The 25,585-nt window shown below is 64.8% G+C and carries 26 protein-coding genes; 7 read left to right on the top strand and 19 right to left on the bottom strand.

Translation table 11 applies throughout. From position 1 onward, the window contains the following. Nucleotides 1-22: 22 nt before the first annotated feature. From lgt to QQ658_RS05780, 8 genes are all read right to left on the bottom strand, one after another. The gene (gene lgt / locus QQ658_RS05815; protein WP_286026713.1) at nucleotides 23-973 is read right to left on the bottom strand and encodes a prolipoprotein diacylglyceryl transferase; all 951 of its coding nucleotides are present in this window, start codon (nucleotides 971-973) and stop codon (nucleotides 23-25) included. Continuing rightward, the gene (gene trpA, locus QQ658_RS05810) at nucleotides 970-1,785 is read right to left on the bottom strand and encodes a tryptophan synthase subunit alpha (RefSeq protein WP_286027041.1); all 816 of its coding nucleotides are present in this window, start codon (nucleotides 1,783-1,785) and stop codon (nucleotides 970-972) included. Before trpA ends, lgt begins: the two co-directional genes overlap by 4 nt. 35 nt (nucleotides 1,786-1,820) lie before the next feature. Further along, entirely contained in the window at nucleotides 1,821-3,065 is a 1,245-nt protein-coding gene (gene trpB, locus QQ658_RS05805; RefSeq protein ID WP_286026712.1) for a tryptophan synthase subunit beta, read from the bottom strand. Nucleotides 3,066-3,191: 126 nt separating this feature from the next. Further along, nucleotides 3,192-3,980, bottom strand: coding sequence for an indole-3-glycerol phosphate synthase TrpC (gene trpC, locus QQ658_RS05800; protein WP_286026711.1), 789 nt, complete (start codon nucleotides 3,978-3,980; stop codon nucleotides 3,192-3,194). Beyond that, a complete protein-coding gene (locus tag QQ658_RS05795; protein WP_286026710.1) occupies nucleotides 3,977-5,548 on the bottom strand; it encodes an anthranilate synthase component I in 1,572 nt (523 codons plus the stop codon). The genes trpC and QQ658_RS05795 overlap by 4 nt, the downstream gene beginning before the upstream one ends. After that, a complete protein-coding gene (gene hisI, locus QQ658_RS05790) occupies nucleotides 5,545-5,973 on the bottom strand; it encodes a phosphoribosyl-AMP cyclohydrolase (RefSeq protein WP_286026709.1) in 429 nt (142 codons plus the stop codon). The genes QQ658_RS05795 and hisI overlap by 4 nt, the downstream gene beginning before the upstream one ends. A 75-nt stretch (nucleotides 5,974-6,048) precedes the next feature. Further along, complete coding sequence (locus QQ658_RS05785) at nucleotides 6,049-6,480, bottom strand: type II toxin-antitoxin system VapC family toxin (protein WP_286026708.1); 432 nt, start codon at nucleotides 6,478-6,480, stop codon at nucleotides 6,049-6,051. Continuing rightward, nucleotides 6,477-6,731, bottom strand: a complete 255-nt coding sequence (locus QQ658_RS05780) for a type II toxin-antitoxin system Phd/YefM family antitoxin (RefSeq protein ID WP_286026707.1) — start codon at nucleotides 6,729-6,731, stop codon at nucleotides 6,477-6,479. Before QQ658_RS05780 ends, QQ658_RS05785 begins: the two co-directional genes overlap by 4 nt. 177 nt (nucleotides 6,732-6,908) lie before the next feature. Between QQ658_RS05780 and QQ658_RS05775 the strand changes: the two genes are divergently transcribed. Beyond that, a complete protein-coding gene (locus QQ658_RS05775) occupies nucleotides 6,909-7,658 on the top strand; it encodes a cyclase family protein (RefSeq protein WP_286026706.1) in 750 nt (249 codons plus the stop codon). A 133-nt stretch (nucleotides 7,659-7,791) separates the two neighbouring features. Here QQ658_RS05775 and QQ658_RS05770 read toward each other — a convergent pair whose 3' ends face one another. Continuing rightward, the gene (locus tag QQ658_RS05770) at nucleotides 7,792-9,147 is read right to left on the bottom strand and encodes a condensation domain-containing protein (protein WP_286026705.1); all 1,356 of its coding nucleotides are present in this window, start codon (nucleotides 9,145-9,147) and stop codon (nucleotides 7,792-7,794) included. A gap of 191 nt (nucleotides 9,148-9,338) precedes the next feature. Here QQ658_RS05770 and QQ658_RS05765 point away from each other — a divergent pair, with 191 nt between their 5' ends. The 3 genes from QQ658_RS05765 (at nucleotide 9,339) to QQ658_RS05755 (ending at nucleotide 12,197) form a co-directional block, all read left to right on the top strand. Continuing rightward, on the top strand, nucleotides 9,339-10,157 hold the full coding sequence (locus QQ658_RS05765; protein ID WP_286026704.1) for an alpha/beta fold hydrolase: 819 nt from the start codon (nucleotides 9,339-9,341) through the stop codon (nucleotides 10,155-10,157). Nucleotides 10,158-10,464: 307 nt separating this feature from the next. Continuing rightward, nucleotides 10,465-10,827 (top strand): PadR family transcriptional regulator, encoded by a 363-nt coding sequence (locus QQ658_RS05760; RefSeq protein WP_286026703.1) that lies wholly within the window; start codon nucleotides 10,465-10,467, stop codon nucleotides 10,825-10,827. Beyond that, nucleotides 10,827-12,197 carry a permease prefix domain 1-containing protein gene (locus tag QQ658_RS05755; RefSeq protein WP_286026702.1) on the top strand — a complete coding sequence of 457 codons (1,371 nt, stop codon included), beginning with the start codon at nucleotides 10,827-10,829 and terminating at the stop codon, nucleotides 12,195-12,197. The genes QQ658_RS05760 and QQ658_RS05755 overlap by 1 nt, the downstream gene beginning before the upstream one ends. Nucleotides 12,198-12,237: 40 nt before the next feature. Here QQ658_RS05755 and gatB read toward each other — a convergent pair whose 3' ends face one another. The 4 genes from gatB to QQ658_RS05735 form a co-directional block, all read right to left on the bottom strand. Continuing rightward, a complete protein-coding gene (gene gatB / locus QQ658_RS05750) occupies nucleotides 12,238-13,740 on the bottom strand; it encodes an Asp-tRNA(Asn)/Glu-tRNA(Gln) amidotransferase subunit GatB (protein ID WP_286026701.1) in 1,503 nt (500 codons plus the stop codon). Beyond that, nucleotides 13,737-15,263: an Asp-tRNA(Asn)/Glu-tRNA(Gln) amidotransferase subunit GatA gene (gene gatA / locus QQ658_RS05745; protein ID WP_286026700.1), complete on the bottom strand. Its 1,527-nt coding sequence runs from the start codon at nucleotides 15,261-15,263 to the stop codon at nucleotides 13,737-13,739. Before gatA ends, gatB begins: the two co-directional genes overlap by 4 nt. Then, a complete protein-coding gene (gatC, locus tag QQ658_RS05740) occupies nucleotides 15,263-15,562 on the bottom strand; it encodes an Asp-tRNA(Asn)/Glu-tRNA(Gln) amidotransferase subunit GatC (protein ID WP_286026699.1) in 300 nt (99 codons plus the stop codon). The genes gatA and gatC overlap by 1 nt, the downstream gene beginning before the upstream one ends. A 137-nt stretch (nucleotides 15,563-15,699) precedes the next feature. Then, nucleotides 15,700-17,130 (bottom strand): sugar porter family MFS transporter, encoded by a 1,431-nt coding sequence (locus tag QQ658_RS05735; protein WP_286026698.1) that lies wholly within the window; start codon nucleotides 17,128-17,130, stop codon nucleotides 15,700-15,702. 123 nt (nucleotides 17,131-17,253) lie between these two features. Between QQ658_RS05735 and QQ658_RS05730 the strand changes: the two genes are divergently transcribed. Together QQ658_RS05730 and QQ658_RS05725 are read left to right on the top strand one after the other, a co-directional pair. After that, a complete protein-coding gene (locus QQ658_RS05730) occupies nucleotides 17,254-17,931 on the top strand; it encodes an ACT domain-containing protein (protein WP_286026697.1) in 678 nt (225 codons plus the stop codon). A 158-nt stretch (nucleotides 17,932-18,089) separates the two neighbouring features. Continuing rightward, nucleotides 18,090-18,596, top strand: a complete 507-nt coding sequence (locus tag QQ658_RS05725; protein WP_286026696.1) for a hypothetical protein — start codon at nucleotides 18,090-18,092, stop codon at nucleotides 18,594-18,596. 122 nt (nucleotides 18,597-18,718) lie between these two features. Here QQ658_RS05725 and QQ658_RS05720 read toward each other — a convergent pair whose 3' ends face one another. From QQ658_RS05720 to QQ658_RS05695, 6 genes are all read right to left on the bottom strand, one after another. Continuing rightward, on the bottom strand, nucleotides 18,719-18,958 hold the full coding sequence (locus QQ658_RS05720; protein WP_286026695.1) for a hypothetical protein: 240 nt from the start codon (nucleotides 18,956-18,958) through the stop codon (nucleotides 18,719-18,721). A 25-nt stretch (nucleotides 18,959-18,983) separates the two neighbouring features. Then, nucleotides 18,984-19,385: a PIN domain-containing protein gene (locus tag QQ658_RS05715; protein WP_286026694.1), complete on the bottom strand. Its 402-nt coding sequence runs from the start codon at nucleotides 19,383-19,385 to the stop codon at nucleotides 18,984-18,986. Next, nucleotides 19,382-19,651: an AbrB/MazE/SpoVT family DNA-binding domain-containing protein gene (locus QQ658_RS05710; RefSeq protein WP_286026693.1), complete on the bottom strand. Its 270-nt coding sequence runs from the start codon at nucleotides 19,649-19,651 to the stop codon at nucleotides 19,382-19,384. Before QQ658_RS05710 ends, QQ658_RS05715 begins: the two co-directional genes overlap by 4 nt. A gap of 79 nt (nucleotides 19,652-19,730) precedes the next feature. Next, nucleotides 19,731-20,726: a uroporphyrinogen decarboxylase/cobalamine-independent methonine synthase family protein gene (locus QQ658_RS05705; RefSeq protein ID WP_286026692.1), complete on the bottom strand. Its 996-nt coding sequence runs from the start codon at nucleotides 20,724-20,726 to the stop codon at nucleotides 19,731-19,733. Then, nucleotides 20,726-21,817 (bottom strand): tRNA 2-thiouridine(34) synthase MnmA, encoded by a 1,092-nt coding sequence (gene mnmA, locus QQ658_RS05700; RefSeq protein WP_286026691.1) that lies wholly within the window; start codon nucleotides 21,815-21,817, stop codon nucleotides 20,726-20,728. The genes QQ658_RS05705 and mnmA overlap by 1 nt, the downstream gene beginning before the upstream one ends. Nucleotides 21,818-22,099: 282 nt before the next feature. Further along, nucleotides 22,100-23,269 (bottom strand): cysteine desulfurase family protein, encoded by a 1,170-nt coding sequence (locus QQ658_RS05695; RefSeq protein ID WP_286026690.1) that lies wholly within the window; start codon nucleotides 23,267-23,269, stop codon nucleotides 22,100-22,102. Between the two features lie 164 nt (nucleotides 23,270-23,433). Here QQ658_RS05695 and glgX point away from each other — a divergent pair, with 164 nt between their 5' ends. Next, a complete protein-coding gene (gene glgX, locus QQ658_RS05690; protein ID WP_286026689.1) occupies nucleotides 23,434-25,554 on the top strand; it encodes a glycogen debranching protein GlgX in 2,121 nt (706 codons plus the stop codon). The last annotated feature ends 31 nt before the right edge of the window (nucleotides 25,555-25,585 follow it).

Genomic DNA, 25,585 nt, shown 5'->3' with positions numbered 1-25,585 from the left:
CGTGATCCACGGCCGGCTCCGGCTACCGGTCGTCGGGGTGAGTCTCGGGGCCTGCCATGTCGGAAGCATCGGAATCGGTGAGCTCGACCGGGCTGGTGTCGTCTGACGGCACACGGGAACGTGCCGGTGACAGGCCCGCACCGCCATCGGGGAACCCGAAGGGCCACCACATCACGCCGGGACGCTTGCGCAACTGCCAGATCAGCAGGATGACCGCGCCGACGAAGCAGATCAATGACACATAGTTGTTGATGCGCCATCCGCCGATCTCGTTTGCCGGATCGATGCGCACCATCTCGATGAAGAACCGGCACAGCGTGTACCAGATGATGTAACAGCTGAACAGCTTGCCCCGGCCCAGCTTGAATCGGCGTTCCGCCCACAACAGCAAGATGCCACCTATCGTGTTGGTGATCATCTCGTAGGCGAAGGTGGGATGAAAGGTCTCGAACTCGCGGTAGCCGTCCGGCCGGTGGGCCGAGTCGACATAGAGCCCCCAGGGCAGATCGGTGGGGCGTCCGAAGAGTTCTTGGTTGAACCAGTTGCCGAGGCGTCCGATTGCCTGGGCAAAGAACAGCCCCGGTGCCAGGGTGTCGGCGAACGATCCGAAGTCGAGCTTGTGCCGGCGGCAGATCAGCCAGGACGCCAGAGCGCCGACCATCACACCACCCCAGATGCCCAATCCCCCGGCACGGATGTTGAGAGCCTGCCACGGATCGCGGCCCGGCCCGAAGTACAGCTGGTGGTCGGTGATGACGTGATAGGCCCGCGCCCCGATGATTCCGGTGATGACGATGATGAATGCGGCCGAATCGAATCGATCGGGGCTGCCGCCCCGCCGGACGAACCGCGTACGTCCCATCAGCACGGCCACGATGATGCCGGCCAGCACGCACAGGGCGTAGTAATGCAGCGTGAATCCGCCCAGGCTGATTCCGCTGGACGGCGGTGCCGGAATCTGGAGCGGAGTCATCTGTCCGCCCGGCGTACTCCGGCCGCCAGATCGGCGACCTTTTCCCGAAGCGGACGAAGATCACTGCTGCCCCGATCTTCGGCGTCGATCAGGCAGCTGACCAGCGCGGACCCGACGATCACCGAGTCGGCGAAACCGGCAACTTCTGCGGCCTGGTCTCCGTTGGAGACCCCGAGCCCCACCCCGACCGGCAGGCTCGGATCGAGTTCACGTGCCCGCCGCACGATCACCGGGGCGGCATCCGAGGTGTGGTCGCGAGCACCGGTCACCCCCATGACCGAGGTGGCGTAGACCCAGCCACGGCAGGCTCCCATCACCTTCGTGATGCGTTCATCCGACGAGCTCGGCGCGATCAAGAAGACCCGGTCGAGACCGTGCGCGTCGGAGGCCGCCATCCACTCGCCGGCCTCGTCCGGAGTGAGATCGGGGGTGATCAGACCGGCCCCGCCGGCTGCCGCGAGGTCGCGAGCGAAGGCGTCGACGCCGTGGCGGAGCACGAGGTTCCAGTAGATCATCACCATCGGCACGGCCCCTGCGGTGGCGACGGTCTCAACTGCGCTGAACAGATCACGGGTACGTACCCCGCGCTCCAACGCCTTGGTGGTGGCGTGCTGAATGACCAGGCCATCCATCATCGGATCGGAGTAGGGCATGCCGATCTCGACCAGATCGACGCCCACACCGTCGGTTCCCTCCACCAAAGCCCGCATCGCGTCCAGCGAGCCCGGCACATCGGGGTAACCGACCGGCAGGTAGCCGACCAGTGCTGCACGGCCTGAGTCATTTGCAGCCCGCACCCGCTTGCCGGAGATACCGAGCCGTGGGTCAGGTGTCGTCGCCTGCGCGTTCACTTCAGGTCTCCCGTCGACTGATCGGCTTCGCCGCGAATGCCGAAGTACTTCATCGCGGTGTCGACATCCTTATCGCCGCGCCCCGAGATGTTGATGACGAGCACCGGCTTCGATCCAGGGTTCTCTTCGATCTGCCGCAGGGCGAGTCTGCGTGCACCGGCAACCGCATGGGCCGACTCGATGGCCGGCATGATGCCTTCGGTGCGGCACAGCAGCTTGAAGGCGTCCATCGCCTCGGCGTCGGTCACCGGCTCGTAGTGGGCGCGGCCGCTCTTGGCGAGTTGTGCGTGCTGGGGACCCACCCCGGGATAGTCGAGGCCTGCCGAGATCGAATGCGATTCGATGGTCTGGCCGTCGTCGTCCTGCAAGATATAGGTCTTGGTGCCGTGCAGCACGCCGAGCGAGCCACCGTTGATGGACGCGGCGTGACGTCCGGTCTCGACGCCGTCGCCGCCGGCCTCGAAGCCGTACAGCCCCACCTCGGGATCGTCGATGAAGTCGGCGAACATGCCCATCGCATTCGAGCCCCCGCCCACGCAGGCGCAGACCGCGTCGGGCAGCCTGCCATAGCGCTCCAACATGGTCGCCTTGGTCTCGGTGGAGATGATGCGCTGAAACTCGCGGACGATCTTCGGGAACGGATCCGGGCCCGACACCGTACCGATCAGGTAGTGAGTGTTCTCGACGTTGGTCACCCAGTCCCGCATCGCCTCATTCATAGCGTCCTTGAGGGTCGCACTGCCCGCCGCGACCGCGACCACCTCGGAGCCGAGCAGTTGCATGCGGGCCACGTTGAGTGCCTGCCGCTCGGTGTCGACCTTGCCCATGTAGATGCGGCATTCCATGCCGAACAGTGCGGCGATGGTCGCTGTGGCGACACCGTGCTGGCCTGCCCCGGTTTCGGCGATCAGCCGGGTCTTGCCCATCCTGCGGGCCAGCAATCCCTGGCCCAAGACGTTGTTGATCTTGTGGGAGCCGGTGTGATTGAGATCTTCCCGCTTGAGCAGGATCGTCGCGCCGCCGCAGTGTTCGCTGAAGCGCTTCGCTTCGGTCAGCGGGCTCGGGCGTCCGGCGTAGTTGACCTGCAGATCGTGCAACTCGGCCAGAAAACCGGCGTCGGCCTGCGCATCGTTGAACTCCTGGTTCAGCTGCTGCAAGGCGGGAGCCAATGCTTCGGGCACGTATCTGCCCCCGAAGTCGTCGAAGTGTCCGCGGGAGTCCGGATAGTCAGAGAGTTTCATGGTGATCCTGAAATATTGTCGTGACCGAACGCGGATCGCCCGAAACGGCTTGTGCGTTCGAAGAGAGATTCATGGCTGAGCTCAGGCGCCCGGCCCAGTGAGGCAGGGTGCCCGGTGAGGTACCCATCATCGGCTGCCTGCAGCGATCATGGCGGCGATCATGGCACCCGGATTCGCTTCGGTCACCAGCGCCTCGCCGACCAGGATGGCGTCGGCGCCGGCGGAGGTCACCCGTGCCGCATCGACCGGTGACTTGATGCCTGACTCGGCGACCTTGACAATGCCGCCCGGAATCGATTCGGCGATCTGCTCGAACCGTGCCAGGTCGACGTCGAGTGTCTTCAAGTTGCGGTTGTTCACCCCGATCAGCTCGGCACCCAGATCTACGGCCCGCTTGGCCTCGTCCGGGGTGTGCACCTCGACCAGCCGAGTGAGTCCCAGACCGGTGGCGACGTCATAGAGCTCGCGGAGCTTCGCGTCGTCGAGGGCGGCCACGATCAGCAGGATCAGGTCGGCGCCATGGGCCCTGGCCTCATATATCTGGTACGGCTCGACCATGAAGTCCTTGCGCAGCAGCGGCTGGTCGACCCGCCAACGCACCAGATCAAGATCGTCGAGGGAGCCACCGAATCTGCGTTGCTCGGTCAGCACCGAAATCGCGGCGGCACCTCCCCCGGCGTAGGCCAGCGCCAGCACGGCAGGATCATCGATCTCGGCCAGCGCCCCCTTGGACGGGCTGGACCGCTTGACCTCGCAGATCACCGACAGGCCGGACGCTCTGAAGGCGGGCATCGGATCACGAACCGCAGGTGCGCCCTCCACCGCAGCGATCACCTCATCGAGCGATGTCTGGGCCTCGCGAGCGGCCAGGTCTTCCCGGACGCCGGCAATGATGTCATCGAGCACGGTGGTCATGCGTGGTCCCCCTTTCGTGCATCGACGCTACCTGCTGGCACTGACAAAACCCGATGGCCGGACGCCCGCGAGACGGCGCCGATCACGGCCGCCGCCTTGTTCCGGGTCTCCAGATCTTCGCTGTCCGGCACCGAGTCCGCCACGATTCCGGCTCCGGCTTGCACATACGCTTTGCCGTCGGTGATCAGCGCGGTGCGGATCGCGATGGCTGCGTCCGAGTCGCCGGTGAAGTCAAAGTATCCGATCACTCCCCCGTACGGGCCGCGGCGGCTGGTCTCCAATTCGTCGATGATCTGCATCGCCCGAACCTTCGGGGCTCCCGACAACGTTCCTGCCGGAAAACATGACATGGTGACGTCGAGCGCGCTCAGGTTCGGTTTGATCTTTCCGACCACGCTGGCCTCCAGGTGCATGACGTGCGAGTAGCGATGCACGTGCATGAATTCGGTGACCTCGACGGTGCCCGGCTCGCACACCCGCCCGAGATCGTTGCGGCCCAGGTCGACCAGCATCAGGTGCTCGGCGCGTTCCTTCTCGTCGGCCAGCAGTTCGGTCTCCAAGGCGAGATCCTCGGTGGGGTTCGCGCCGCGTGGCCGGGTGCCGGCGATCGGGCGGGTGGTGGCCAGGCCGTCCTTGACGGTGACCAGGGCCTCCGGGCTGGATCCGACCAGCGCGAACCGCTTGCCGCTCCGTTCGAGTTGCAGCAGATACAGGTAGGGGCTCGGGTTCGAGGTGCGCAGCTCGCGGTAGATCGCCAGCGCGTCGGCGGTGGTGGTGTCGATTTCGAATCGCTGGCTGGGCACCACCTGAAAGATGTCGCCGGCGCGGATGTGTTCCTTGGCGGCCTCCACCATCGCCACGAACTCGTCGTGGCTGCGTTGGCGCTTCGCCGGGGCGGGGTCGACATTGCTTCGCACGGTGGCCATCGGCTGATGGGGTTCGGCCAGCTGCTCGGCCATCGTTCGGACGCGGTCTGCCGCGTCCTGCCAGGCTCGGTCGGCATGCTCGGCCGACGCGTCGAAGTTGATGGCGTTGGCGATCAGCCAGATCTCGCCGGTGTGATGGTCGAGCACGGCGAGGTCTCCGGCCAGCATCATCACCATCTCTGGCACGCCGATGTCGTCCGGATTCGAGTCGGGGATGTTTTCCCGTTCACGTACCAGTTCGTATCCCAGGTAGCCGACCATTCCGGAGGTGAACGGCGGCAACTTTGGGTCGCGTGGGGTGTGCAGCAGCCGCAGGGTTTCGTCCAAGACTTCGAGTGGTCGTCCGGTGGCGGGCAGGCCCGCGATCGGACGATCGGTGTTGACGATCCACTCCGATTCGCCATGGTCGCCGTAGAGCGTCGCGACATTGTTGACGCCGATGAACGACCACCGCGACCAGGTGCCCTGCTCGGCCGACTCGAACAAGAACGTGCCGGGCCGGTCGCCGCACAGTTGCCGGAACGCTCCGACCGGGGTGATGTCGTCGGCCAGCAGTTTCGCGTAGACGCTGATCACCCGGCGGTCGGCGGCGGCGACGAACTCGTCACGGCTCGGGTGAATGTCGGCCTCGTCGAGACTCATTCGGCAGCCTCACCGGTTCGGTGGTGGCCGGCCTGGTCAATCTCGGCTCCGGAAGCACCTGTCGAGTCGTCGGCTAGAAGCACACCTCCGGCATCAAAACAGCTCTCGGCGCCGGTGTGGCAGGCGGGGCCCTGCTGGTCGACGATCATCAGGAGAGTGTCGCCGTCGCAGTCGCTGGACAGTTCACGCACCTGCTGGGTGTTGCCGCTGGTCGCACCCTTGCGCCACAATTCCTGACGGCTGCGCGACCAGTAGGTCGCCTGCCTGGTCTGCAAGGTGAGAGCGAGCGAATCGTCGCTCATCCACGCCATCATGAGCACCCGCCCGCTGGTGGCGTCCTGCACCACGGCAGGCACCAAGCCGTCGGCGTTGCGCTTCAGCTTGGACGCGATCTCGGGCGAAAGAGCAGGCATCGACTCAGGCATGAGCCCTATTCTCTCGCATCCCGCAACCGGCATCCCCCGGCGCCCCACAGACGGACGCAAGACTCGGCAGGGTTTCTACCGCGCCCGATTGGTGTCTGCTGTCGCAACTCCGAGTTCATCCCACGCGCGCAATAGCTCCTTATCTCCGCTGACCGCCACCAGGTCAGCATCATTGAGGGCGAGCGCCATCGTGCAATGCACCGCGTCATATCCGCGTAGCGCGTGCGAACGGGCAACACGTGCAGCCCTGACAACGAACCCCGCCGATACCGCGATAACACCGACTTCGGCCCACCGAAGCGTAAAGTCCGCCCACGCGTGTTCGAACTCGTCCGATGTAATACGTCCCTGGCGCTCCGCCATAGCCAAAGCCGCCGCGACTTCGACGTACGACAGCTGTGAGCTGAGCAGCTGGTCGGCGTCGCTCCAGATTCTCCGGCACAATTCGCTCGACGGCTCACTGATGATGATCGGGATGATCGCGGACGAGTCCAAATATGCGATCATCTTCGCTGTTCCGAGATGAGGTCACTTACCGGGCCGGCCGTCTTGATCGGCTCAGGAAGCGGGCGCCGCGGTGCCCGGGCCGGAGTGACCACGCCCTCAGCGATCATCAGCTCAAGCACCGTCGGCCCATCAGCGGGGACGATCCGCGCAATCGGACGACCATGATCGGTGACCGTGATCGTGTGCCCCTCCCGCACCGACTTCAGATGCCGACTCAGCCCATCCCGCAATTCGCGAATACCTACACCCATCTCAGACCCCTTGTAGCCAGAATGTGGATCAGATATGTGGCTATTATCCTCCTTTGCCGGGGCGCGGCCAACGGTGTTCGCTTGTAGAAAGCAGCTGCGATGTGCCGACGTGCATCCCGCTAGCCTGTGCAGAGCAAACACGAGCAGAGCAACCACGAGCAATGAGGAGAGATGCCCATGTCAAGCCTGTGGCCGGTACTCGAGCAGCTGAAGCAGCATCGCTGGGTCGAACTGTCGCACGAGCTCACCGAGGATTCGCCCTATTGGGAGGGCATGCCCGACGGTTGTGTCGACCTGAACAGCGTGCTGATGGATTTCGATGGCGGCTTCAACCTGAAGATCCAGGGGCATAAGCTGCCCGGCCAGTTCGGCACCCATATCGACTTTCCCGGGCACTTCGTCCCGGGTGCCCGGCTGAACAAGGATTTCCCGGTTATCGACGAGGTGCTTCCGCTGGTGGTCGTCGACATCCATGAGCAGGCCGCCACCAACGACGATTACGAGGTCACGGTCGACGACATCAAGGCATTCGAGGCCACTCACGGCACCATCCCGGCGGGCACTTTCGTTGCGCTGCGCACCGACTGGTCGAAGCGCTGGCCCGACGGCGAGGCGCTCGCCAATGTCTACGATGGCCGAGAGCATGCGCCCGGCTGGTCGATGGAGGCGCTGAAGTACCTGATCGAAGAGCGCGACGTCGCCGCGGTCGGCCACGAGACTCTCGACACCGATGCCCCGATCACCTCATCCGCTGTGGACGATCTGCAGTGCGAGCGCTACGTGCTTGCCCAGGACCGTTTCCAGGTCGAGTTGCTGGCCAACCTCGATCAGGTTCCCGCCACCGGCGCCCTGATCTTCGTGGGTGCCGCCCGTATCGCGGACGCGAACGGCATGCCGGTGCGCGCCTGGGCCATCGTCCCCGACTGATGGCCGAGCGGTAGCTGTCCGAAACGGTAGGCCTCACGGCGCGTCCTACCGTTTCGGACGCAACTCACAGCTCACAGCGGGGCACCGATGTGGACGCTCATCCGCAGCGGCTAAGTGGCGGGTAACGTTCTGGCTACCGGTTTCGATCTTGGCTTGCCGCATGCCCCAAGCCATCGTCCATTTCGGCAGCTGCTGCGTGGGGATAGGTGTTTGCCACCTCGCGCATCTGAGCGACGGTTCGATCGAGCCAGCCGCCGACATTGCGGCGCGCCTTACGGGTGTCCGGGTAGCGGCAGCGAAGATGCAGACCTTGCTGGTCGAACACGAACCACAGCATCACCCCATCGGTACGGATGACTGCGCTGACATACTGTGCCTGCAAACTGGTGGTGTCGATCTGCACCGGAAGCCTCCGCAGGTCGAGCCACGAAATCGCGAACATGCCGGGGGCCTCGGGCATACCGCCCCACGGTTGCAAGATGTCGTCCAGGGGCCAGGACCCCAGCCTGATCGCCTCGCGTACCGCTGCCTGGGCCAACCGGGGCTCGGGATCGGCAGATTCGATGACCGAATTGGTGATGAACCAGCCGACCGAGTCGTGCCAGGTCTCCTCGTAGCGGCTGTGGACGGGGAAGACCGCTCGCAGCGGCTGACCGGCCACCTCCAAGGTCACCTTCGTCATCACCGATACCGCCAGCGACAACGTGGAGATCTCTTGGTCCTTGGCAAAAGCCTCGAACGCGGCGTCCTCGGCGGTGCCCAGCACGTCGCGCACCTCCACCCTTTCGGGGAACGGCTCAGGCTCTCCCAGCGGCAGCGGAAATCTCGGCATCACCTCGCCGCTCGCCCCCAGTATCTCCGTCCAGCGTTCGCGCACCTGTTCGGGAGCAGTTTGCCGGGACAGCAAAGCTTGGGTGTGTTCGGCGAATCCCGGAGCCACGGCAAGCTCAGGGGTGTGCCCGGTGCCCAACTGCCCCAACGCCCGCAACAAGTCGCGGGCCAGCACCAGCATCGACCACATGTCGACATGGGCGTGATCGGCAGCGATCAGGACCGTGGTGCTGACCGCGGTCTCCAGCACGCACAGCCGGTGCGAAGGCTGGGCATAAGGTGCACACGCCAGATCGAGCACATCGCGCACCGCGGCATTGACCGGCTGGCCGGTACTGATCGGGTGCTCCACCCATCGTCCGGGCCCGAGCCTCACCTGGTGAAGACGCGGGCCGTCAGGGCCCGGCTCGAAGACCGACCGCAGAGTCAGGTGCCGGTCGATCACCGCCAGCCACGCCTGTTCCAGATCGCCCAGCGACAATCGCTCCGGGACCTGGAACGACAGCGCCATCCATGATCCGGGACGCAGCCCCGCACCGACGTGGCGTCCTTGATCGAAAGAAACCGGGAGTGATCCTTCACGGCTCAGCACCGCAACGTCATAGCCCATCAACCTTCCGAACGGCAGATTGAGTTGGGCGATATTGGTCAGCCGCATTCGGCAAGCCTAGGTGTATATCGATCGGTGCCACGTTAATTCTTCGTGACGAGGCATGACCGTGTCACGGCCCAACCAGGTTGTTCGTTAGCCTGAGCATGCTGATGGTCGCCGTAGCGGGTGACGCGGAAATCGGCGGATTCAGGGTCGCCCCCTGAATCGATGATCATGGTCGGCTCTGGAGGTGTGTGGTGCCCGAACAGTCTGTTCCCGGAGCGCTGCTCGATGTCGAGATGAGCGATGAAGGTGGGCATCCGGTCGTCCAGCTGCATGGCCTGATGTCGAGCCGCAAGCGAGACCGCCTGCTCGACCTGGACCTGGGCATCGGATTGAGCGGGACGCGGCTCTTGCGGTACGACGCGCGCGGGCATGGCCGCTCCACCGGACGCCCGGTTCCCGATGACTACCGCTGGCCGGTACTCGCAAGCGATCTGCTGATCGTGCTGGACGCCTGGTTCCCGGGTGAGAAGGTGCACGGCGTCGGATCGTCCATGGGGGTGGGCACGCTGTTGCATGCGGCGGTCATGCAGCCGGATCGCTTCAGCGGGTTCACTTTGCTGTTGCCGCCGACGGCCTGGGAGACCCGCGCTGCGCAGGCGTCCAACTATGTGCAACGGGCCGAACTGGTCGAACGTGAGGGCGTCCGCGCATTCATCGCCCTTGACCAGGATTCCCCGCAACCACCGGCAACTTTCGGACGCCCGGATACCACTCCTGATATTTCCGAGGCTCTGCTGCCCTCCGCGCTGCGCGGTGCGGCGAAGAGCAATTTCCCCGCCCGTCAGCAGATCAAGGACATCACGGCGCCGGCGACCATCCTCACCTGGACCGAGGATTCCGGGCACCCGCTGTCCACCGCCCATGCCCTGCTCGATCTGATGCCGAACGCCACCCTTCAGGTCGCCAACCGGCCCACAGATGTCGCCAGGTGGCCCCAAGTGCTGTGCGAGGACGTCGCCCGGGACGACGCGGTCGGTGACCTGTTCAATGCAGCGGTTGCCCGGTCGTGATAGTCCGGACGGTTGTGGCCTACACAGTCGACGAATCGATAGACGAAACCGTCATCAACGTCATCGGCGTCTTCCACGGTGGTCAAGACTGGGAGCACAAACTTAACTCCTGACGTTAACGGATTCGCATCGAAGCGAAACACGAGCGCCGACTCACCTCGTAATGGCCTATTACGGCGTCAGCGACTTGAACTCTTCGGCATCGATTTGTGGAGTGAGGATGAACTGTCGGCGCTCGCCGTTTCCAATGACTATCCCTAGGTCTGCTATGGTTACGACACCTAGCGGATCTAGGGATAGGAGACCAATGCATATCGACAAGGATCTGGTGGCCGCCTCGGCGACACCGCTCGTCCTGGGCATTCTGGCCAATGGAGAGTCGTATGGCTACGCCATTCTCAAACGCGTGAACGAACTGTCCGATGGCCGGATGCAGTGGACCGATGGCATGCTCTATCCCCTGCTGCACCGGCTCGAGCGCCTCGGCTACGTGCAATCATCGTGGGGCACCTCCGAAATCGGACGCCGCCGCAAGCACTATGCGATCACCGAGTCGGGCCTGGCTCTGCTCGCCGATCGGCAGAGTCAATGGGATGTGGTGGCCGCGGCACTCGCACAGGTGTGGAACAGCGCCCGTCCGGCGGAACGCCCAGCCCAAGGGTGGGCCTGATGAGCGCCTATTCCGAAGCCGGATCCACCGACGCGCTGGAGGCCCAGATCGGGCAATGGCGCCGTTTCGTGCAGCGCCGCGAGGCGATCTCGGCGGCAGATGTGGACGAAATGGAGGACCATCTGCGCGAATGCATCACCGATCTCAAGGCAGCGGGCCTCGACGATGAGGAAGCGTTCCTGGTGGCAGTCAAGCGGATGGGCCGGTTGGATGAGCTCTCGCGAGAGTTCGCGCAAGAGCACTCCGAGCGGCTGTGGAAGCAGCTCGTATTGGTCTCGCCCGGGCCCACGGCGCGATGCCGTTCGTCCCGCGAATTGCTCGTCACCCTGCTCATCGCCGTTGCCGCAGGAATCTGTGTCAAGGCCGGATTCGCATTGCTCGATGAGACGTCGTTCATCGCAAATGCCGCGCTACTGGCGCTGCCCTTCGCCGCCTGCTATCTCGGTTGGAAACGCCAGCTCTCACTGCCTGTGGCCGTGGCCATCGCAGCGATCTTTGCGGTGCTCGCCACAGCTCTCAATGTCTACCCGTTCGACACCTCGGGCAGCACCCAGATGATCGCGGTACTGCACGCGTCTGTCGTTGGCTGGGCTGCAGTTGGGCTCGCCTACGTATCCGGACGCTGGCGATCTGCCGAACGCCGGATGAACTTCGTCCGGTTCAGCGGCGAATTTGCGATCTACTTCGGCTTGCTGGCGATCGGAGGAGGCGTGCTCATTGCTCTGTTGCTATCGGTGCTCGACCTCGCCCGGGTGCCGTACGCCGTGAGCGGTCCGCTGGTCGGAGATTGGATTCTGCCGCTGGGGGTTCCCGGAGCTTTGGTGGTGGCCTGTTGGCTGGTCGAAGCCAAGCAGAACGTCATCGAGAACCTCGCCCCGGTGCTCACCAAGATCTTCACGCCGCTCACCCTGGCGATGTTGATCGGCTGCCTGATCGCTCTGATCAACGCGGGCGACCTCACCGAGGCCGACCGGACGCTGCTGATAGTGATGGACGCGATCGGGATGCTGGTGCTGTGCCTCTTGCTCTACTCGATTTCGGCCCGCGATCCGCTGGCGCCACCGCAGTTCTTCGACTGGCTGCTCATCGCTCTGCTGCTAGCGGCACTCGCCGTCGATGCCGTGGGGATGGCCGCGATGACCACCCGCATTGCCGAGTTCGGGGCCAGCCCCAACAAGGTCGTGGCACTCGGGCTCAATGTCCTTCTCGGTGTGCAGCTCACCTGGTCGGCCGTGCTCGCGGCAGGGTTCTGTGCGGGCCGATCACCCTTTGCCCGGCTGCTCAGATGGCAGACGCTGTTCCTTCCCGTCTACCCGATCTGGGCCCTCTTCGTCGTGCTGGTGGTCCCGCCCATCTTCGCCTTCAGCTGAGCGGGAGGCGGACGATCACCGGGGCCGGTAGTACTGCTGCTCAGCTGAGCTTTTCCAGAATCAGTTCCCGGACGCGGGCGGCGTCGGCTTGGCCCTTCATCGCCTTCATCACCGCGCCGATCAGGGCACCGGCCGCCTGGACCTTGCCGCCGCGGATCTTCTCGGCGACGCCCGGGTTCGCGTCGATGGCGGCGTCCACCGCAGCTGACAGGGCACCGTCGTCGCTGACCACGGCCAAACCTCTGGCCGCGACGACATCGGCGGGCTCGCCTTCGCCGGCCAGCACGCCGTCGATCACCTGGCGCGCGAGCTTGTCGGTCAGGGTGCCGTCGTCCACCAGGCCTTGCAGAGCGGCGACCTGGGCGGGCGTCATGGCGACCTCGTCCAAGGCAATACCGGACTCGTTGGCCCGGCGGGCCAAGTCACCCACCCACCATTTGCGGGCGGCACCGGCCGAGCAGCCTGCCTGGACGGTCGCATCGATCAATTCCAGTGCCCCTTCGACGCCATTGACGTCGCGCATCTCGAGGTCGGTGAATCCCCACTCGGTCTGCAACCGGGCGCGGCGCTGAGCAGGAGGCTCGGGCAAGGTGGCACGCAGTTCGGCCACCCATTCGCGCGAGGGCGCCACCGGCACCAGATCGGGCTCGGGGAAGTAGCGGTAGTCCTCAGCCTCCTCCTTGGAGCGGCCCGAGGTGGTGAATCCCGCCTCGTTCCACATCCGGGTTTCTTGATGCACCCGGCCACCGGAAGCCAAGACGGCGGCCTGCCGGCAGATCTCAAAGCGCAGCGCTCCCTCGACCGACTTCAGCGAGTTCACGTTCTTCGTCTCGGTGCGGATGCCGAGCTCGGTCGAGCCCTTCGGCATCAGCGACACGTTGGCGTCGCAGCGCATATTGCCGCGCTCCATCCGCGCCTCGGAAACACCCAAAGCCCGCATCATCTCGCGCAGATACGCCATATAAGCGCGCGCCACCTCGGGGCCCTTGCGTCCGGTGCCGAACACCGGGCGGGTGACGATCTCCATCAGCGGCACACCGGCCCGGTTGTAGTCGACCAGCGAATGCCCGGCCCCCTGGATGCGTCCGGATCCCCCGACGTGGGTGTTCTTTCCGGCGTCTTCTTCCATGTGCACCCGCTCGATCGGGACGACATAGTTCTCGCCGTCGAGCTCGATGGTGACCTCGCCGTCGATACACAGTGGCTCGTCGTATTGCGAGACCTGGTAGTCCTTCGGCATATCCGGGTAGAAGTAATTCTTGCGCGCGAACCGGCACCATTCGGCGATATCGCAGCCCAGCGACAGCCCGATCCGGATGGCCGATTCGACGGCCTTCTTGTTCACCACCGGCAGCGAGCCGGGCAGCCCCAGGCAGACCGGGCAGGTGTGTGAGTTCGGTTCGCCGCCGAACTCGGTCGTGCATCCGCACCACATCTTCGACTTCGTGTTGAGTTCGACGTGAACCTCGAGGCCGAGCACCACGTCGAAGCGGGTCATCGCCTCGTCATAGTCCATCAGCTCATTGCTGACATAGACGCTCATCGCACGCTCTCCTTCTGGCCGGCGGCATGCCCGAGCTCGGGAGCCTGATCCAGCAGGGGCCCTCCCCAGCGATCGTTCAGCGCGGCCTCCACGGCAGCTCCCACCAGGTAACAGCGGTCGTCCGCCATCGCAGGTGCCATCACCTGCAAGCCGACCGGCAGCCCGCCCGGGGCGTCCAAACCGATCGGGAAACTCGCCGCGGAATTGCCCGCCAGATTCGCCGGGATCGTGCACAGATCGGACTTGTACATCGCGATCGGATCGTTCATCCGCTCGCCGAACTTGAAGGCGGTGGTCGGGGTGGACGGCGAAACCAGCACATCGCACTTGGTGAACGCGGACGCGAAGTCTCGCGAGATCAAGGTACGCATCTTCTGCGCCGAGCCGTAATAGGCGTCGTAGTAGCCCGCCGACAGCGCGTAGGTGCCGATGATGATGCGCCGCTTCACCTCGTCGCCGAATCCGGCTGCGCGGCTTGCCCGCATCACCTGCTCGGTGGAGTGCGTTCCGTCATCGTTCACCCGCAAGCCGTAGCGCATGCCGTCATAGCGCGACAGGTTGCTGGAGACCTCGGCCGGCATGATCAGGTAATAGGTCGCCAGCGCGTGCACGAAGTGCGGGCAGCTGACCTCGACGACCTCGGCACCGAGTTCGCCCAGCAACTCGATCGTCTCGTTGAAGCGCTGCTCGACACCGGGCTGGTATCCCTCGCCACCCAGCTCTTTCACCACACCGACGCGAAGGCCCTTGATGTCGGCCTTACGCGCGGCAGCGACGATGTCGGGAACCGGCGCGTCGATGGAGGTCGAATCGGCCGGGTCATGACCCGTGATCACCTGATGCAGCAGCGCAGAATCCAGCACATTGCGGGCGACCGGGCCCGGCTGATCCAGCGATGAGGCCATCGCGATCACCCCGAACCGGGACACCCCGCCGTAGGTGGGCTTGACGCCGACGGTGCCGGTCACAGCAGCGGGTTGACGAATCGAGCCGCCCGTGTCGGTGCCCACCGCCAGCGGCGCCTCATAGGCCGCCACGCAGGCGGACGACCCGCCCCCCGATCCGCCGGGAATGCGTCCGAGATCCCACGGATTGCGGGTGGGCCCGAAGTAGGAGGTCTCGGTCGACGAGCCCATCGCGAATTCGTCGAGGTTGGTCTTGCCGAGGATCACCATGCCGGCGTCCAATAGCCGGTTCACCACGGTCGCGTTGTAGGGCGGGATCCAGTTCTCGAGAATGCGGGATCCTGCGGTGGTGGGCAGGCCCTGGTAGCAGAACAGGTCCTTGACCCCGATCGGGACGCCGGCCAGTGGGCCCAGCCTTTCACCGGCGGCGACCTTGGCGTCCACCGCGCGGGCCTGTTCGAGGGCGCGATCGCGGTCCACCGCCAGGAAGGCATGCACATCGCCATCGACTTCTTCGATGCGGTCCAGATGCACGCGGGTGATCTCTTCACTGGACTGCTCCCCGGAGGCGATCCGGCGGGCGAGCTCGTGGGCGGTCTGCTTGATGGTTGCCGACATCAGTTCTCCTCCGCGTCCAAGATACGGGGGACGCGGAACTGCGCGTCCTCGACGGCAGGAGCCGCGGCCAGCACGGCCAGGGCCGGCAGACTCGGACGCACCTGGTCGTCGCGGAAGACGTTTTCCATCGGCACGGCGTGCGACATCGGAGGGATATCTTCGGCCGCCACCTCGGCAACACTCGCGACCGAGGTCAGAATCACATCCAGTTGCGGAGCCAACCGGGCAAGCTCCTCCTCGGTCAATTCGATGCGGGCCAGATCGGCCAGCTTCGCGACGTCCTGCGCCGACAACTCCACGAGCACTCCTGTATGACATCAGATTCGCCGGCTGTCGGCGAGCACGTCGGCCGGGCACAGCCAACTCGGCACATCTTACCCACCGGGCCGGGCGGCATTGACATCAGCCAAACCGGCCGATCGAGACCAACGGCCGATCAGTTGACGTGGGTGTCGGCCGCCCGGACGCGCGACCTGCGTTTGCTGGCAGCCATGATCTGTTCGATCTCTTCGAGCGTGCGTCCCGAGGTCTCGGGCAGATGCCTGGCGGCAAGGATCAACGCGAGCACGTTGAGGCCGGCGAACACCATGCAGACCGGTCCGAGACCGACCAGGCCGAGCAGGATCGGGAAGCTGAAGGTGATCAGCGCGTTGGCCAGCCACTGCACGAGGACCGACAATCCCACGCCGAGCCCGCGCACCCGCAGCGGAAAGACCTCGGAGATCATCACCCAGGTCACCGGCGAGACTGCGCCCTGTTGCCCGGTGAGGAAGACCAGCATCAGCACCAGGACGAGCCAGGTCGCACCCTGGCCGTCGGTGGCGAGCGAGATGGCGCCGATACCGACCAGTGAGAAGACGATCAGTCCCTGGCCGAGCGCCAGCAGTTTCTTGCGGGGAAGTTTGCGCACCAGAATCAGGCCGAGGAGGGCCGCGAGCACGCTGATCACGCCGTTGGCGATCGTCGCGGTGAGCGCCGCATTGGTGCCGATACCGGTCGATTCGAGGATGCGCGGCGCGTAATACATGATGGCGTTCACGCCGGTGATCTGCTGAATCACCGACAGCCCCATGCCGATCACCACGATCCGCAGCACCCACGGCAGCCGCAGCGCACCGAATCCCATGGATTCCTGGGAGTCAACCTTGTCGATCGTGGAGCGGATGTCATCGAGTTGGGCCTCGATGTGCTCGGCACCGACGCGTTCGAGCGAATGCCGTGCCTGATCCTCGCGGTTCTGCGCGACGAACCAGCGCGGCGATTCCGGCATCACCCGCATGCCGATCCACAGCCCGATCGCGGGTATGGACGCCAACAGCAGCATCCACCGCCACGATGACGATTCGCCGTACAGATGCGCGATCAGCGCGTTGTTGGTGTAGGCCAAAAGCTGCCCGGTGACGATCATCACCTGATCTATGGCCACGATCGAGCCGCGCTTCTCTGCCGGAGAAACCTCGGCCAGGTAGACGGGCACGGTGGTGGACGCGCCGCCCACGGCGATTCCGAGCACGACGCGGAAGAAGGCCATCAAGCCCATGTTCAGCGAGGTTGCCGCGCCGACGGCGCCGATGAAGAAGATGAAGGCCAGCCATACCAGCATCCGGCGGCGTCCGAATTTGTCCGAGAGCTGCCCGCCGAAGACCGAGCCGAGAGCGGCACCGATGGGCAAGGCGGCGGTGATGACGCCTTCGGCCACATCGCTGAGCCCCAGGCCGCCCTGGTCGACCGGATGGGCCATGAAGGGCAGGGCACCGGAGATCACGCCCGTGTCGTATCCGAACAGCAGGCTCCCCAAGGTTGCGATCAGGGCAACCGCACCGAGCGGCAGTGCGCGCACCCGAGATGTGGCATCGGCCTGTGACATAGGACTCTTCCTCCTGGCTATGGAGGACGTGGGGGCCTCCGCTGCAACATAGTAGATGCAATGTCATCTGATCGAAACACGGGCGGCGCATGGCAGCTTGGCGCGGCGGGCAGACTGAATACCATGTTCCTGCTGCGAATCCAGATGCCTGACCGTTCTGGCGCCCTCGGCCAGGTGGCCACCGCCATCGGCTCGGTAGGGGCGGACATCTATTCGATAGAGGTCGTTGACAAGGCCTCCTCGAACACCGTCATCGACGACTTCTTGCTGCAGCTGTCGCCCGGCACCCTGCCCGAGGATCTGGTCTCCGCCTGCCTGCAGGTGGACGGCGTACAGGTGCTGTGGCTGTCGCGCTACCCCGATGGCAATGGCATCGAGTCGGACGTAGCCATCGCCAGCGAGATCGGCAACGGCCGCGAACGCGGACTCGAGGTGCTGCTGGAACGAGTTCCGCAGGTCTTTCACGCCCAGTGGGCCGCGGTCATCGGCCTGCGCGAACAGAAGGTGCTGATGGGCACCGAGAACGCTCCCGAGCTGGCGTCCGAACAGATCGCGGCGCTCGAACCATTCGACGTGGAACATTTCTCGGAGATGTCCGAGTCGTGGCTGCCGGGCTGGGGTGCGGTATCGCTGGCGGTCATTCCCGCCGGACGCAACCAGGTGCTGGTTGCCGCTCGGCATGGCGGGCCCGATTTCCTCGAATCCGAGCTGTACCGGCTGCATCACCTGGTGCGGATGGCGCGCGGGTGGGATCGGCCCGACGGCGCCACGTCGTCCCTCGCATCCTCCGACGACGTCTAGCGTCCGTTCATGTCCGGAAGACCGGTGAGAACAGCGCTCGTGAGGGTGCCGTACTCCAAGCGCCCGTTCATGCTTGGAAATAGCGGCCCGGCTGCGCTAGCCGGTTCGTTACCGTGTGGCGGCACCCGGCGTCCTGAACGAGATGACAAGCTGAAGGCATGAGTGAGACCTGGTGGCAGCTGCTGCTGGCGTTCGGCTATGGGCTGGGTGGCTCACTTATTCCCGTCGTCAACGGCGAGGCCTTCATCGTCGCCGCGATCGCGACCAATCTCATCGGCCCGGTCGAGGCCGGCATCTGTCTCGGGCTCGGGCAGGGAATCGGGAAGATGGTGCTTTTCCAGGCGGTGAAACACGCCAGGAAACTGCCCGTGCTGCGCCGCAAGCCCAAACAACGTCCGGCCCCTGTCCCGGGAACGTGGCGGTACCGCTGGTCGCGCGTCATCGCGTGGGGCACCTCGCTGGTCGAACATCCCAGGTGGGGTCCGCTGGGCTTGTTCCTGTCGAGTTCGGTGAGCGTGCCGCCGAACTATCCCACCACGATCCTTGCCGCGACGACAAAGATCAATTTCGCGATCTTTGCCATCTTCATGACCTTGGGCTTCGTCGCTCGTTATGTGGTGGTGGGGCTCGCTGCGGGCGGACTGTTCGTCCGTTTCTTCAGCTGAGGGTAGCGCCACACGCATCCGCGCCCGAAATCCGCAGAAGCGCCCGAGATACCTGGCGCGGGAGCCGATTTCGGGCGCGTCTGGCGACGTCTACGGAGAACCATGCTGATGGCCGGGTACCGCTATCCAGTGATTCCCATCAGGATCTTATAGAAGTAGTTTCCCAACAGGAATAGCGCGGTCACCACCGCCGCGAAAACTCCGGTGACGGTGAAACGGGCACGCTTCTTCTGTTTGGTGGTGGGTACCCGCTGCGGCCCCCACTCCCCCACCACCGGCTGCACCCGCACGGGCGTGTCGGAATTGAGGTTGAGGTCGCTGAACAGAACGCTCAGCTTGTTCACCATCGCCTTGAACCGCATATTTCAGATAGTACCGCCGCCTGATTCACGTGAGCGACGAAAGGAACTGCCGTGCGGTGACGATCTGTGGACGAGCCAGTTCCAAAGCGAAGAATCGCTTGTCTCCTGTCACGATGATGTCCACTGCGCTTGTCACTGCGGCCTCGAGGATCGGCTGACCGTTTGGGTCAGAGATCTGAAGCTCTATTGCGGTCGGTTCCGCGAGTTCGTATTTCAATGCCGCAATCATCGTGCGTGCCGCCTCGATCCGCTCCGGCCACTTCGTCTCGATAATTCGATCAAACTCTTCGAGGATCCAATTCGTGAGCACCAGTCGGTCGAAAGACAAAATGTGCTGCAACGCCTGATCAGGCACCGAGCTCGGAAAGATGAACGCAGAGACGGGAATATTCGTGTCCGCGAGCACGCGCCTCGCTGAAAGACTCACGCAGAGCCCTTCTTACTACTCGTGTAACGCACCTCGTCAACCAGGGCCTGAACATCGTCATCGTCATGAAGACCGGCCTGTGCGGCAGCTCCCCGGAAAGCACGCTGCGCCTCCAGGAGCGCAGCAACTGCTGGGCGTACGACGACAATGTCGCCCTGTTCGTTCTCGACGAACACCACCTTGTCACCAGGCACGAGTTGAAGGCGCTTACGAACATCGACCGGCAGGGTGATCTGTCCGTTGGCAGAGATCGTTGCCACGTCCATCGCAAGACTCCTTATTTGAAATTCTTGAGTTTCTTTAGAATCTTACCAGCGGGTCACCATGACGATCGCGCTCAAAACTTCACGAGGACGCATACTCTGCGGCCAGCCCGGCTGCCTCGCGCAGGTTGGTCAATAGGCGCGCTACCGAGGCGGCGTCCCAGCCGGCCAGTCCGCAGGCCGGCGTGAGGATGACCTGCTTGTTCAAGAGCTGGGGCTCGATCTCCAGCGGACGCAACAGTTGCAGCGCCCGGTCGGTGAGCTCATCGGTCGAGGGCACCTTCACCTCATCGGTGCGCGCGATCCCCAAGGCCAAGGTTCGGCCATCGGAGATCCACTGGCCGCAGGCGTCCAACTCGGACGAGCCAATGTAGCGGACGTCCAGCGATAAACCGGTGAATCCGGACTTACCCACCAGGTCGAACGGGATCCCCTGGCCACAGCTGTGCAGCCATACTCCCTCGACGCCATCAACGGCGCGCACCAACTCGATGATCGCGTGCCAGCTGTCGCCGACCACGCCACGGTCGGGAACCGGATAGCGGTGCAGACCGGAGAAGGTCGGCAACGAACCACTCAACACCGCGCCGATCACAGGTTCGTCGAATTGCATGATCAGCGGCTTGCCGAGCCGCGTTACCAGTGTGCGAGCGATCTCGCCGGCCGCTTCCGCGAGGGCCTGAGCGAGGTCACGGCAGGCTCCCTCGTCCGCGATCACATGAGTCATGGTCGGGGGCGCCAGACGTATCGATGTGGCGAGCGTCCACGGCCCCGCGAGCGCGATCTTCACCGCGCCGCCATGGTCTTGGGTGAGCTCTTCGAAATCGTCCAGATCGCTGCTCCACCATCTCGCGGCACGTCGCTGAGCCTGGTCCGGACGAGTGGCCAATCGCCAACCATCCGGGCTCAACTCGCAGGGCTGTTCGAGCAGGCCCAGGGTTCGTCCGATCATCGCCGACGACGGATCTCTGGCGGGCACCTCGGGCCAGGCGAGCAGCTCCGGCAGCAGATCGGCCGCCATCTTGACCGACTCCCGGAAGTCATCTCCGGGCATCGACCCCAGCGCGGTGGCGATCATCAGGCAGCCTTCGCACGGGTTCGAACAGCGGACGAGATCACCGAGCTGCCGATCACCTTGTCACCGTCGTAGCAGATCGCGTACTGGCCAGGCGCCACACCGCGGTAGCCCTCGTCCAACCGCATCACGATCTCGCCCTGATCCATACCAATCCACGCATCCCGCGGCTCGCCGTGCGCGCGCACCTGCACCTTGCCGCGCCACGGCTGGTCGCGAACCTCGCCCGTCCAGGTCGGACGAATGCCCCGCAACTCGTCGACCGCGAGATCTTCAGCCGGCCCGACCACGACCTGCCGGGATTCCGGATCGAGTCCGGTCACATAGCGGGGGCGCCCGTCGACGGCCGGAATACCTAGGTTGAGGCCCTTGCGCTGGCCGATGGTATAGCGGAAGGTGCCCTGGTGTTCGCCGAGATGGTGGCCCTGTTCGTCGACGATCTCACCGGGGGCATCGCCGAGCTTCTCGGCCAGGAAGCCTGCAGTGTTGCCGTCCGGGATGAAGCAGATGTCGGTGGAGTCCGGCTTGCTGGCCACCGCGAGCCCGAGCCCCGCAGCCTCTTCGCGCACCTCGGATTTCAGTGAGTCTCCCAGCGGGAACAGCGAATGCTGCAGCTGATACTGGTCGAGCACGCCCAGCACATAGGACTGGTCCTTGCCCGGATCCCGCGAGCGCCAAAGCTCCAGACCGTCGAAGCCCTCGAGCAACCGGGCATAGTGCCCGGTCGCGACCGCGTCATAGCCGAGCGCGATGCCCTTCTCGAGCAGAGCGGCGAATTTGATCCGCTCATTGCAGCGCAGGCAGGGGTTAGGGGTCCTGCCTGCCGCGTATTCGGCCAGGAAGTCGCCGATCACATCGTCGGCGAACCGATCGGAGAAATCCCAGACATAGAAGTCGATGTCCAGTTTGTCGGCCACCCTGCGGGCATCGTGCACGTCGGCCAGCGAGCAGCAGCCACGAGAACCGACCCGCTGCGCAAGCGGGGTACGCGACAAGGCCAGATGGACGCCGGTGACCTGGTGCCCTGCGGCTATCAACCGCGCCGTGGCGACTGACGAATCGACGCCACCCGACATGGCCGATAAGACCCGCATCTGGTGATCTCCTTCTCATGCCTATTGATTCACGTCTCAATCAGTCTAGCGACGGCTACGGAGGGAGTCGGGATGCCGGCGCTCGCCGGGGAGAAACGAGACTTGCTTCCCGGCAAGCCGCATCCTCAGTTCGGGTAGCCCATCTCTGTTCAACGCGCATTAACGTGCTGCGGTCAAGAGGCGGTTTCGGTAGCCGGGAAGTGAGCTTATCCTTTGCGCGAACGTCGGCAACCGAAACCGGCTCACCATCACCTGGCACCGTTTCGAGCAAACCTGATGTGCTTAGTGCGGCACCCGCCTCGCTTGCTCGACGGCTCCGGGCAACTCGGCGATCAACCGGTCGATGTCATCTTGAGTGGTCGTCCAGCCCAGGCTGAGCCGCACACCCTCGCGGGCAGCCCGATCGTCGCGGCCCATGGCCATCAGCACCTCGCTGGGGCCATGCACTCCGGCGCGGCAAGCCGATCCCGTCGAGCACCAGATCTGTTGCTGGTCGAGCAGAAACATCACGTCGTCGGCCGACGCGCCGTCGAAGCCGAGGTTGATGATCGCCGGGCTGCAAGGCTCGGCACCGTTCACCTGGCAGCCCCCGATACGGCGCGCCGCGTCGAGCACCCGGTCCTTGAGATCGCGCAGACGCGCGCTCTCGGCCTCGCGTCCGGCGACCGTGACCCGTGCCGCGGCTGCGAATCCGGCGGCGAGCGCCGCCTGCTGGGTGCCCGACCTGATACCGCCCTCCTGCTTGCCTCCCAGCCCATAGGGCGGCAACTGGACGCCCCTGCGCACGACGAGCGCGCCGATACCGACCGGCCCACCGATCTTGTGCGCCGAGACCGACGCCAGGTCGACATCCAGGTCGGCGAAGTTCACCGGGTAGTGGCCGAACGCCTGGACGGCGTCGGTGTGAAACCAGGAGCCGTGCCGATGCGCGATCTCGGCCAGCCCACGAATCGGTTGGATGGTGCCGACCTCATTGTTCACGAGCATCACACTGGTGATCGCGACCGGCCCGGCCCGATGACCGACGATCCGGTTCTTTGCCTCGGTGAGACCGACGTGGCCGCCGGCGTCCAAGCCGAGGACCTGCACGCGGTCGGGCCATAGCGTTTGCACCGACTGCACCGCCGGATGCTCGAAACCGCTGATCACGATTCCCGGACGATCGGACGCCCACCGGCGTGCAGACCCGACAACAGCGATCGCGTCGGCTTCGCTGCCGCCGGAGGTGAAGATCACCTCGTCGGGCTGGGCACCCAACAGGCCGGCCAATTCTTCACGGGCATCCTCGAGCACGGCGCGAGCCGCTCGTCCGCCCCCATGAAGAGCGGCGGGGTTACCGACCAGGTCGGCATACTCGCCGAGTGCCTCCCTGCTCGCAGTGCGCAGCGGCGAGGTCGCGGCATGGTCGAGGTAGACCGGTGCGCCGTGGTCTCGGCGAAACTGATGGGTCATAGCTGCCTATCATTGGGTTCAACGTTTCAGCGTGGGGGCTTCTGGGCCTACGCTGGTGCTCACCAGCGTAGGCCAGGCTGATCGACGATCTCGTGGCGCACACCGTGCGGCCCGGCGAGACCGACTCGGTGACCGGGCCACGCCGATCTGGTAAGGAGTGCAGCATGCCGACCGATGCCTCGGGCGCCCCCGGCGCGCATCTCACCAGTCGTGGTTGCGTATTCCGGCTGCCCGCCCCACGCGCCAAGGCTGTCGAGTTGGTTCTGCTCGATCCGGAGATGAATCAGCGCACCTTCCCGATGTCGGTACTGGATGGCATCTGGTACACCCGGGTGCCCGGAGTCGGCCCCGGGCAACGCTATGGCTACCGCGTCTACGGCGAATGGAACCCCGCAGCGGGGCTACGGGACAATCCCGCGAAGCTGCTCGTCGATCCCTACGCCAGGGCCATCACCAGTGGCGTCGACTATGCCGGCCCGGTACGCGATCATCTGCCGAACGCGGGTTTCGAGATCGATCAGCGTGACTCCTCTTGCGCGGTTCCGCTCTCGGTGGTGGTCAACGAGACTCCCCCACCGCCGCCGGTCGCCGAACGGCGCCCGATGAGCGATTCGGTGATCTACGAGGCCCATGTGAAGGGACTCACCAGGCTCCATCCCGAGGTGCCCGAGCACCTGCGCGGCAGCTACGCGGGAGTGGCCTACCCGGCGGTGATCGATCATCTCACCAGGCTCGGTGTCACCGCACTCGAGTTGCTTCCGGTGCACCACTTCATCAGCGAGTCGGCCATCACCGCCCGTGGCAAGACCAATTATTGGGGCTATTCAACCCTGGGCTTCTTCGCGCCGCATGCCGGCTACTGCTCGGTCGGCACCACCGGAGAACAGGTCGACGAATTCAAATCGATGGTCGCCGCTCTGCACCGGGCGGGTATCGAAGTGATTCTCGACGTGGTGTACAACCACACCTGCGAGGGCGGCGTGGACGGTCCGACGCTGTCGTTCCGCGGCATCGATCACCGTGACTACTACCGGCTGCATTCCGACCTGAGCACCGACTACGACGTCACCGGTTGCGGCAACTCGCTCGACACATCGAAGCCCGCGGTGTTGGCGCTGGTGCTCGATTCGATGCGCTACTGGGTCACCGAAATGGGGGTCGACGGTTTCCGTTTCGATCTGGCAACCGCGCTCATCCGAGACTCGCATCACCACGTCGACCAGGACCATCCGTTCAAGCGGGTGATCGCCGACGACCCCGTCTTCGACGGCATCAAACTGATCGCCGAGCCATGGGATATGGGCCCCTACGGCTATCAGGTCGGACGCTTCGGCCGGGGCTGGAGTGAATGGAACGACCGCTACCGCGGCTTCATGCGCGACTATTGGCGCGGCGCCGCCGGCGTCCAAGAGCTCGCCACCCGGCTGACCGGGTCAGCCGACCTGTTCGACGGCTCCGATCGCCCACCCTCCGCGAGCGTCAACTTCATCACGGCCCACGACGGCTTCACCATGCGCGACCTGGTCAGCTTCAACCACAAACACAACCGCGCCAATGGTGAGCGCAACTGCGATGGTTCGGACGACAACCGCTCCTGGAACTGCGGTGCCGAGGGCGAGACCGACGACCCCGAGATCAACGCGCTGCGGCAGCGCCAGGTACGCAACCTGATGGCGACCTTGCTGCTCTCCCGCGGAGTGCCGATGATCACCGCCGGCGACGAATGGGGACGCACCCAGCTGGGCAACAACAACGCCTACTGCCAGGACAATCCGATCAGTTGGATGGATTGGAAGACCGCCGAGGAGTGGAGCAGCCTCACCGAACTGACGGTGAAACTCAGCGAGCTGCGGGCGTCCTCGCAGCTGCTGCACTACGACGACTACCTGTACCGAAACGAGATCCTCGACTCGCACGGACAATCGCTGCAGCGCTTCAATCTGGTCTGGATGAACGGCTATTCGGGCGAGATGCAAACCCACGACTGGCAAGATGACGGACGACGGCTGCTGGGCATGTACCTGTCGAGCCGGACCGAAGCCATGCTCGTCTGGTTCTACTCGGGTACCCACCCCATCCAGGTGACGATGCCCGGCATGCCGTGGGGCTGGAGCTACCAGCTCATCTGTTCCACCGCAGAGACCGGCGAGCTGCCGGCAGGCCCGCTCGCGCCGGGAGATGCCATGACGCTTCCGGGACGCACCGTGGCCGTGATGACGGTCAAGGTGCCCTCGGACGCCACTGCCCTGCGCAGGGCAACTCGGCGTGGCAAGTCGACACGCTGAAGCGTGCCGGCCTGAGGCGGGCCGGCCGGAT

Source organism: Propionimicrobium sp. PCR01-08-3 (genome assembly GCF_030286045.1).
In the GTDB taxonomy this organism is placed as follows: Bacteria; Actinomycetota; Actinomycetes; order Propionibacteriales; family Propionibacteriaceae; genus Brooklawnia.
This window is presented reverse-complemented; position numbering and strand designations above follow the sequence as displayed.